The organism is Helicobacter pylori SA213A (assembly GCF_000476275.1).
Lineage (GTDB): Bacteria > Campylobacterota > Campylobacteria > Campylobacterales > Helicobacteraceae > Helicobacter > Helicobacter pylori_CL.
This window is the reverse complement of the sequence record NZ_CBOM010000028.1, coordinates 1-10,215: the sequence shown is the minus strand read 5'-3', so window position 1 is coordinate 10,215 and position 10,215 is coordinate 1. Positions and strand designations below refer to the sequence as shown.

Sequence of the window (10,215 nt, the reverse complement as noted above, 5' to 3'; positions counted from 1 at the left end):
AAACATGCTTTCTGGCTTGTTTGTAGAAAAAATAGACGCCAATAGTTTGCTTAATTTTTATGCGGAATATATCAATGGTGTTCCTAGTGAATACACTTTTGCTAGAGGTCGTTTGCATGATGGCATGATCAATTCTGATGTGCATTTTAAAAAAGATTTTTTCACTCACATTCATAATAGTAAAGAGATTTTCAAGCGTTTCATCAGCATTAAGACTTATGATATAGACAAAATTGTCAGCACTGCTCTTTCTTCAGTGTTGCATTTATCTTTAGAATTTGATGTGATTTTAAACATTGACAATATTCCTAAAGCAAAGGCTGAAAAAAGGATTGAAACTAAAAGAAAAAGAGCGAATAAGAGCATTAGAGTTGAAATTGATGAATTGAATGACCTTATTAAAACAGACAGAGTTTTGATGCAAGAGATTTCTTTAAACATTTTAGTTCATGCCAAAACTAAAACCGATTTAGATAGTGCTTGTATAGAAATTACCAACTTGCTTAAACAAAAAGGTATTGTAAGCACACAAGAGAGTATTGGCATGTTGCCTATGTTTTTTAGCTTTTTCCCCAATCGTAATCGCTTGAATTTTAGAAAGCGTTTGTTGTCTAGTCAAAATATTGCTTCTTTAATCATATTGGAAAAACAAAATTGTGGTTTTTCTAGAAATTCATGGGGTGATCGCCATTTAACTATTTTTAGAAACCAAGACAAATCGCCTTATTTATTCAATTTCCATGCTTATGAGGCAAAAAGAAAAAATGATATGGTATCAGGGCATACCATCATCTTTGGTGGCACAGGGGCTGGTAAAACCACTTTAATTGAATTTTTAATCACCAATTGTTTTAAGTATGAAGATTTAAGTATTTTGGCTTTAGACAGAAATAATGGCATGCGTGTGATGACTGAGTTTTTAGATGGTCAATACAACGATAGCAATGATTTCTACATTAATCCGTTTTCTTTAAAAGATACAAGCGCTAATTGCACCTTTTTAGTGAGTTGGTTGGCATTCATGCTCAATATTGATGAAGATACTAAAGATGAAAAAGAAAAAAAGACTTTAAGTGCTTTATCTAAAACAATCAGAGTTTGCTATAACAATATCACAAAACAAGGGGGTGCTATTTTTAAGCTAAGAGATTTTAAAGACACGCTAGAAAGAGACTATTTAGATAGCAAAGACATTTTAGAAAAAGAGAGTTCAAAAGACTTATACAAGCATTCTACTGATTGTTTAGACTTTGCTAAAAAGCTTTCTGTTATTGATATGGATGCTCTTTCTAGTAGTAAAAAAGATTTCAACTTGGCAGTGCTATACCTATTCTACAAAGTCATGAATAGAGCTAAATTAGAAAACAAGCCTTTTTATATATTCATTGATGAAGCAAAATCTGTTATTGAAAATCCCATTATGTTAGCTAAAATCAAAGACACACTCGCTCAAGCTAGAAAACTCAATGGGGTTTTAACTTTAGCCTTTCAAGACATTAACCAACTTGATGGCGTAGAGGGAGCAAAGTCCATTATAGAAAACGCCGCTCAAGTCATACTCTATCCTACAAACAATTTTGAGAAATTAGAGAGCTATGGCATTTTATTAAGTCCTATTGAAAAATCCTTTTTAAACAAAACGCCGTTAAACGCTAGGCAAGTATTAGTGAAAAACCTTCTCACTCAATCTAGCGTATTTTTAGAAATCAATTTAGAAAAACTAAACAGCACCAGTAAAAAATTTTTAAGAGCGTATAACTCTAGCGCGTCTAGCGTTTTTGAACTGGAAACGCTTAAAAAGGATAATCCAAAGGATTATAAAGAAATTTACTTGACAAAGGAGTAGGAATGAAAGATAGCGTGATTATCATTGAAAGCCCTAATAAGGTTGAAAAGATTAAACAACTAACAGGTGCGGAAGTTTATGCAACTATAGGGCATTTTACTAACCTTATAGGCGTAGATATTGAAAATAATTTTGCTTGTAAGTTTGAAATCAAAGAAGACAAGGCTAAGAAAATAAATTTTTTAATCAATGCTTGTAGGGACAAAAAAGTCTATATCGCTACTGACCCTGATAGAGAGGGCTATGGTATTGGCTATCAATTTTATGAAAAAATTAAAAATGTAGCTAGTGAAATTTATCGTGCAGAATTTCATGAGATCACACCAAGCGGTATTGAAAACGGCTTAAAAAATGCGGTGTTATTTTCTCGTTCTAACACTAATTTATACCAATCATTCTTAGGTAGGATTGCAAGCGATCAGGTTGTTGGTTTTGCTCTAACAAGCTATTTAAGAAAAAGTTTAAACCTTAGTGAATTGAGCGCTGGTAGAGTGCAAACTCCAGCTCTAGCTTTAATCTGCCAAAGAGATCAAGAAATAAGGGATTTTGATAAGTTGGATGCTGAAGAAAAAGTAGAATATCAAATCCAAGCTAATATTGTGTGCAATGAAAAAGAAGTGATTATTAAGCATGTAAGAGCGAATGAAAAAAACGAACTAGTGGATTTTAAATTTAAAGACAAAAACGAAGCATCTCAATTTTTAGAAGATCTAAAGGACGGATTAGGCTCTATGAGTGTTCTAGTTTCAGTAAAAGAAAGTCTATCCAATAAAGAACCCAAAAAACCTTTCACCACCTCTAAACTTTTATCCCAAGCGAGCAAATCCTTAAAAATACCCACTAAAGAAATCGCACAACTTGCTCAAAAACTCTTTGAAGCTGGTCTCATCACTTATCACAGAACTGATAGTGAATTTTTAAGTCCTGAGTATCTCAAAGAACATGAAGTGTTTTTTGAGCCTATTTATCCAAGTGTTTATCAATACAGGGAATATAAGGCTGGCAAAAATTCACAAGCTGAAGCGCATGAAGCCATAAGAATTACACATCTGCATGCTTTAAAAGACTTAGAAAAAGTGTGCAGTGACGCTAAAATAAGCGAAGAATTAGCGCTGAAGTTGTATCAACTTATTTATGCCAATACAATTTGTTCTCAAAGTAGAAACGCCTTATACAATCAATATGATTGTATCTTTAAAGTTAAAAGCGAGAGTTTTAAGCTCTCTTTCAAACTTTTAAAAGAAAAGGGTTTTTTAGAGATTGAAGAACTCATTCAAGGCAAAGAAGAACTTAACAAGGAAGAACAAGAAAGTGAAATAGAAAACTTTTCATTAAAAGAAAATGATAGTGTCCCGTTAAAAGAAGTTTTTATTAAAAAAATAGAAAAACCCAGTCCTAAACCTTATAAAGAAAGCGCCTTTATTCCCTTATTAGAAAGCGAGAGGATTGGTCGTCCTAGCACTTATGCGAGCTTCTTAGATCTTCTTTTGAAGCGTAAATATATTAGTATTGATACAAAAACTAACGCTATCACCCCTACTAGTCAAGGATTAGAGGTGATTTCATTTTTCAAAAAAGATAAAGAAGTGGATTTCATCGCTCTTACAAGCAAGGATAAGAGCAAATTAGGAAGCACTACCAAACAATTTGAAGAATGTTTGGATTTAATTATGAGAGGTGAAGCTAGTTATGAAAAGTTCATGTTTGAAGTCATAAGCAAATTAAAAAGTACCGCCAAGTTTTATCAAACACAATCTACTGACAACAACATGCCTACTAATAAGCAACTTGAACTCATAGACAAAATCTGTAAAGATAAAAAATTACAAAAACCCAGTCAAGAAATCCTGCAGAATAAGGAAAAATGTTCTGATTGGATTGCAGAGCATGTTAAAGAAAAACCTAGTCAAAAACAACTAAATCTGGTTAAAAAAATTTGCGAAGAGTGTAAATTGGCAATGCCCACCAATAAAATATTGAATGACAAATTCGCTATCTCTAAATGGATTGATAAACACAAAAAAGCAAAGAAATGAGAATATTTTTAATAGGAATAATTTTGTTAGCACTAAGTGGATGTTCTAACAAACAATATGAAATGTATAAAAGCCCTTGTGCCTTTTTTCACTTAAATCAATCCATAGGCTAGTTGATGTCAAAAAGAAGCGAAGTTTTAGGACAATTTCATGGCGGTTTAAAAAATTTAGAATTACAAACTAAAAGACGCATGGATTTGTGGGGCGATCTAAAAGAGAATGAAGAACAAACTTTGCTTTTAGGAGTAATTGAAAATGAATTAAAGCAATTAGAAAACAAAGAAAATCTTAAAGCAGACAACAACACAGAATTTAAAGAAGAAAATCAAGACACTAAAGAAAACCAGCCTAACGATTTGTTTTCTTTGCCATTGCCCACTCAAACCACCATCAATGGAATTAAAGAATTTGTAGAAGAGCCTGTGATAGAAACAGAGAAAAAAGAAACACCCCAAAACGAGCCAATCCAAGAAAAAAAAGAAAGAATTTTTAAAAACTTTTTCTCTAGAATAGGCTTTGATAAAAGCATTGCCCCTACAATGCTCTTTGAAGAAGTGAGAGATGCAAGCGTTATCTATCATTTAGAGAAAAAATTAGGCGATTATATCTTTTATGTAGCGTGTTTCTTCTTTGGCACAACAGCGTTGCTTATTATCTTACTGATTGTTCTGTTGCCCTTAAAACAAAAAGAGCCGTATTTAGTGCAATTTTCTAACAATAAAGAAAATTTTGCTTTAGTTCAAAAGGCAGATAGCACCATTACAGCCAATAAAGCTCTTATTCGTTCATTAGTGGGAGCGTATGTGCTAAACAGGGAAAGCATTACTCATATTGAGCAACATGAAAAAATGCGTCAAAACACCATTAAAGAGCAAAGTTCCAATGAGGTATGGTATGAATTTGAAAAACTCATCGCTCATTATGACAGCATTTACACCAATCCTTTACTCACAAGAAAAGTAAAGATTGCAAATATTTACTTAGATAAAGATTTAGCCTATATTGACATTGAAGTGAGCTTGTATCATAGTGGAGAATTAGAGAGCTTAAAACGCTATAAAGTGGTGATGAGTTTTGAATTTAAAAAACAAGAAATCAATTTTGAATCCATGTCTTTAAATCCTACAGGCTTTATTGTTACAGGTTATGATGTAACTGAAATTGCGATTTTAAAAGACTTGGATGAAAAAAATAAAGTCAAAGATGATGGTGTGAAATCTAGGATTATCCATACCGAGAAAAAAGACCCTCATATGAGCCAATATAAAGATGTTAAGGAACAATAATGAAAAAATTCACTCTATCGCTATTTTTGTATTGCGCTTTACTTAGCGCTGAAGAGGGTATTTTTAGAAACAATACCAATGAAACTGATCCTACAACTTCTTTTGAACATGGCAAAGAAAACAACAATCTTATCCCAGCAAAATCTGATAGTTTAGAAAGTTTCAAAGAACAAGAAAACAAAGAAAAAGCCAAACAGCTTATGGATTTAAAAGCCTTACAGAGCGTGTATTTTTCTAAAAATAGAAAATTGCAAGACAATAATTTCAATGTCTTATATGTGGCAGGCAACACCAACAAAATCCGCTTACGCTATGCGATGACTACCACTTTTATTTTTGACAATGATCCTATTATCTATGTGAGCTTAGGAGATCCTAGCGGTTTTGAACTCACTTACCCCACTAATGATCATTACGATTTATCCAACATGCTAGTGATCAAACCCTTGCTTATAGGGGTGGATACAAACCTAACCGTAGTCGGAGCGAGCGGAACAATTTATACTTTTTACTTGTTTAGCACCACTTACACTAGCAAATTTCAAAGTTATTTTTCAGTGTTTGTCTCTAATAAAAGGGCTATCGGTAAGCTCAATATTTTGTCTAAAAACGAGCTGGAAAAAAGAGAGCAAGAACAATTGGCTCAAACAGAAACAAATACAAATAGCCCTAATAAACAAGACAAACAAAAGCTTGACTATAGAAAAATCAATTATGAGAGCAAGGAAATTGATGATGGCAAGTTTATAAGAATTGGAGATGAAGTCAATCACATTTTCATTGAAAAAGCTAAAATCAATCGTGGTTATTTGCAAAAACCCAAACACAAACGCACCTGGTGGAGTTTGTGGCTCTATAAAAAACCTAGTGATGATGCGCTTGATATAAAGGCGCTAGATGTCTTTGATGATGGCAAATACACTTATTTTAGATATGACAGAGATCAAGCCTTTTCAAAATTTCCTTACACCTATAAGGTTGTAGATGGGTATGATAATCCTATCAATAGCCGTGTGGTAGGTAATTATATTATTGCTGAAGACGTTTCTAAAAAATGGACTTTAAGGAGCGGTAAGGAATATGTGTGCGTAAGAAGAGATAAGCACAAATACCAAAAATCTAAGGACTTCATGCGTTTAAAAAGGCTTTTAGAGCAAGATGAAGCCATGAAAGCCAAACGAAACAACATTCACTTGATTGAAGACACTACGCCTCAACCTAAAAATGCCATTAGTGTAACGGAGTTGTTAGCTCAAATCAAAAACCAAACTCCAAATGAAAAATGCCGAGCCTTAAATGAAGAAGAAGTTAAGACTTTAGAAGAGGTTAAAAACGTCATAAAAGCTCCCAAGCCTTTGCAAAAAGATTTGAAAAACAAGCTCAAAAAACACACTATCAAAACCCATTATTGCGTGCCTATCCCCTATATAGAAAGACCAAAAACCACTGATAATTTAGAGAATAATAAAAAGGGGTTGAATAACACCCAAAAACAAAATCAAGCAAACCCTATTAAAGAGATTAAAAAATAATGGGCTTTTTTAGAGTAATTAGAAACGCACCGATTGTAAGTATCTTTATTGTTTTGATGCTTATTTTTTGCTCATGGTTTTTCCTCTATGATGATAGCTCGCCTAAAGCAGTGAAAAAATATGTTAAAGGTAAGTTTCCAATCTCTGACTATCTCTACAAAAAAGCGGGTGAAAACAAAATCCTACCACAGAACAATGTCGTTAAACAAGAGACTAAGGAAGAAAGAATTAAAAAATCTTGTAAGGATCAGATAACAGATAGTAAGGGTAATTTAATAGATGATGATTGCAATATTATAGCCACTCAAAAACAAGTTAATAATTTACCAAACTTACCAAAAGATATGCTTAAAACCAAACCTACTGTTGTCTCCAATCCTTTCAACTACAATACCGCTAACGAAGAAGAAAAAACCCGCCTTGTGATTTTAGCGTCTCGTATTAGCAGTCAAAAAGAAACGCAGCCTCCAACCTCTATAAAAAATAGTGTTTTTAACACAAAATCCAAAGAAAAACAAGAACTTGAAAAAGAATACGGCTCTAGCGGTTTTAAAAATTTTAAAAGAAAAAATGTAGCGAGCAGTGAAAACAAACTTTTAAGAACGATTACAGCTGACAGGATGATCCCAGCCATTCTGATCACTCCTATTAGCAGTGAAATAGGGGGGAGTAAGATAGTCGCTCAAGTGGAGAGTGATATATACGCAACGATGGGTAGAGCGGTTTTAATCCCTAAAGGGAGTAGAGCCATAGGCTATTACAACTCTAATAACAAAATAGGAGAATACCGCTTAGAAATTGCTTGGAATAGGATAATCACGCCACAAGGAGTCAATATCATACTAAGCGATGCTAAGGGAGCTGATGTCAAGGGCTATAACGGCATGATAGGCACACTCCATAACAAATATTGGGAACGCTATGGTATTCCTTTATCCTTAAGCACCTTATCAAATGGGCTACTCATAGGTCTTACTAGCGGTCTTACCGAAGCGATGAAAAACAAAAAGGGTGGTTTTAACCAAAACTATTTTGGAGATTACATGATGATGCAAATGACAAGACAAACTGGTATCAGCCTAAATAACATTATCGCTCAAATCATGCGAGATCAAATCAGGATTAAGCCCATTATCACTATTAGAGAAGGAAGCCATATTTTTATTAGTCCTAATACGGATATTTGGTTTCCTATCCCTAAAAACAATGAGATCTTAGCGAAATTTTTTAATGAAGAAAAGGAGCAAAACAATGATACAAAATAGCATTATTAAGAATAATTTTATTCTAAATAGTGTAAAATTAAAATACAATATTAAACATAAGGATTACCAATGAAACTCAACCCTAAAGAAGAATTATTGAATACTTTAGAAGAAAGTAAAGATGCAGAATACGTGGAGCTTTGCAAAAAAGCAGTAGAGGCGCAAATGGAATTAAGGAAAGTTATGGATAAACGCCTAGAAAATGAAACCAAAGAGTCAAGATCCAGAATGCAAGCAAGGATTACTGAAAGGCTGGTTTCAGAAATTTTAAATACCGAAGAGCATTTTTCAAAAAAGATTATCCAAAACGAGAAACCGCTTGAAATTATTTTTGATATAGAAAGGACTTATAACAATGATTGATGAAGTAAAAAATATTCATGATGCTGAAAAAACTAATAAGGATACCGGCGGAAACAAGAACGATCAAGTTTTGAAAAGATCTAGACAATACACTAAAAACAAAAAGAGTTACGAAGAGAGTTTAAAGGAGTATAGCAAGTATATTATCGTGCCAAACGCCGAACAAGAACGCTATGAAAGTCTTGTAAAAGAGTTTGAAGAGCTTCTAAACAAAAGAAAAGCTATTGATAATGAGTTAGATGCTAAAAGTGGGGAAATTCTAGATAGTGCCAAAAAACTAGGGCATTTCAAAAAAACTAAAAAGGTTTAGAATGGCAGATGAGTTACAGAATCTAGGCTTTTTGAAAGGTCTAATACAAAAAAGAGAAGTTTTGTTAAGAAAGAAAGAATTCTACAACGACAAGGTCATTAAAGAAAGATTTCTTATTATGGAAAACAAGGAAAAAAACAGATTGGCTAACAAACGACTGGCGAGTTATAGGAAATCGTTAGCCAATATCAATAAGGAGTTATTGGAATTAAAAAGAGAAATTAATGCTAAAAAGATGCACACCTTTAAAATTCAAAATGGCGAACAACATTATGGTTTTATAGAAAAAGGTGTAGATGAATGAATGGTCTTTTTAATTCTAAACAAGAACAACTCCCACTGGTATTGCAAAGATTTGTGAGAGATTTAAAGCCTTATTTAGAAATGCCCATCAATGAAATCATATTCAACAAAGAAAAAGAGTTTTATTTAGCTAAAGGCTCTTCTATGAGATTAGTGGTTGATGAAAGGTTCAGTCAAGATTACTTGATCACTTTTTGCGAACAATTAGCGAATTTTAGAAATCAAATGTTTGATTTAAAACACCCACAGCTCGCTACTTCTATACCTTACACACAATTTCGCATTCATGCTTTACATCCTAGTGTTATTGCTAATAGCAATATTGCGATCAACATTAGAATACCTAGTCTTTTAAAATTCCCAATCGAGAGCTTTAAATTTTCTCAAAAATGTTTAGAGAAAAACATGACTTACCAACAAATTATCAATGCAGTAATGGATGCAAAAAACATGCTCATCGTAGGTGGGACAAGTAGCGGTAAGACTTCTTTTGCAAACTGCTTACTCAATTTTATTCCTTTAGAAGATAGAGTAGTTACTATAGAAGATAGTCCTGAATTACATATGGAAAATCCTAATCAAGTTAATATTTTAGTAGGAAAAAATGAAGATAACTTTTTTACCTATGAGCAAGCTTTAAACTCGGCTATGAGAATGACACCTAAAAGGCTTTTGCTTGGCGAACTTGACACAAGAAACACTTCTTTATTTTTAAGGCTCTCTAACACAGGACATAGTGGCATGATAAGCACTTTGCATGCTAATAGCACTAAAGATGCCTTTGAAGCCATCTCTATGAATATGGCAATAAGCAGAAATGAAGTAAATCCAACCGCTCTTTTAAATTATTTTTGTGCTGGAATAGATTATTTAATCCATTTGAAATTTAATCATAAAACCCATGAGAGAGAAATTACAGATTTTTTAGATGTCAAAACAGATTTAAAACAACTTTTAGGATACGAATGAAAAAGAATACCAAACCTTATCAAAACTCTAAGCTTAAAAATGGTGGAAAACGCTTGGTGTTGGTTTTAGAAAAAAACGCTTATGAGAAACTCAAAGAATTATCTAAAAATCACTATATGCCTATGACTAAATATATAGAAACCCGTATTTTAAGCCATTCTAGCGATCTTAACACACAATCTTTGGCCCAATATCAAGCCGTTAAAAAAAGTCTTTTAGTTTATATGAAAAATCTCAATCAAGTTTATAAAGGCTTGAATGCAACTTTTAATAATTTAAACCAAATCGCTCATCATTTAAATCTT

Annotated in this window: 10 protein-coding genes; all 10 read left to right on the top strand. The window is 32.9% G+C overall.

Annotated features, from left to right (window positions below; genetic code table 11):
- Positions 1 to 1,846, top strand: a 1,846-nt coding sequence (locus QT74_RS07450; RefSeq protein WP_033765819.1) for a VirB4 family type IV secretion/conjugal transfer ATPase, incomplete at its 5' end; no start/stop codon positions are given.
- A gap of 2 nt (positions 1,847 to 1,848) precedes the next feature.
- On the top strand, positions 1,849 to 3,882 hold the full coding sequence (locus tag QT74_RS07445; protein ID WP_033765814.1) for a type IA DNA topoisomerase: 2,034 nt from the start codon (positions 1,849 to 1,851) through the stop codon (positions 3,880 to 3,882).
- Between the two features lie 116 nt (positions 3,883 to 3,998).
- Entirely contained in the window at positions 3,999 to 5,168 is a 1,170-nt protein-coding gene (locus tag QT74_RS07440) for a VirB8 family type IV secretion system protein (RefSeq protein WP_033765812.1), read from the top strand.
- Positions 5,168 to 6,700 (top strand): TrbG/VirB9 family P-type conjugative transfer protein, encoded by a 1,533-nt coding sequence (locus tag QT74_RS07435; protein WP_033765811.1) that lies wholly within the window; start codon positions 5,168 to 5,170, stop codon positions 6,698 to 6,700. Before QT74_RS07440 ends, QT74_RS07435 begins: the two co-directional genes overlap by 1 nt.
- Complete coding sequence (locus QT74_RS07430; protein WP_033765810.1) at positions 6,700 to 7,965, top strand: DNA type IV secretion system protein ComB10; 1,266 nt, start codon at positions 6,700 to 6,702, stop codon at positions 7,963 to 7,965. The genes QT74_RS07435 and QT74_RS07430 overlap by 1 nt, the downstream gene beginning before the upstream one ends.
- 69 nt (positions 7,966 to 8,034) lie before the next feature.
- Entirely contained in the window at positions 8,035 to 8,328 is a 294-nt protein-coding gene (locus QT74_RS07425; RefSeq protein ID WP_033765809.1) for a hypothetical protein, read from the top strand.
- On the top strand, positions 8,321 to 8,638 hold the full coding sequence (locus tag QT74_RS07420; protein ID WP_033765808.1) for a hypothetical protein: 318 nt from the start codon (positions 8,321 to 8,323) through the stop codon (positions 8,636 to 8,638). The genes QT74_RS07425 and QT74_RS07420 overlap by 8 nt, the downstream gene beginning before the upstream one ends.
- Before the next feature lies 1 nt (position 8,639).
- Positions 8,640 to 8,942 (top strand): hypothetical protein, encoded by a 303-nt coding sequence (locus QT74_RS07415; RefSeq protein WP_033765806.1) that lies wholly within the window; start codon positions 8,640 to 8,642, stop codon positions 8,940 to 8,942.
- Positions 8,939 to 9,910 carry an ATPase, T2SS/T4P/T4SS family gene (locus tag QT74_RS07410; protein ID WP_050579221.1) on the top strand — a complete coding sequence of 324 codons (972 nt, stop codon included), beginning with the start codon at positions 8,939 to 8,941 and terminating at the stop codon, positions 9,908 to 9,910. Before QT74_RS07415 ends, QT74_RS07410 begins: the two co-directional genes overlap by 4 nt.
- Positions 9,907 to 10,215, top strand: a 309-nt coding sequence (locus QT74_RS07405) for a hypothetical protein (RefSeq protein ID WP_050579220.1), incomplete at its 3' end; no start/stop codon positions are given. The genes QT74_RS07410 and QT74_RS07405, both read left to right, overlap by 4 nt.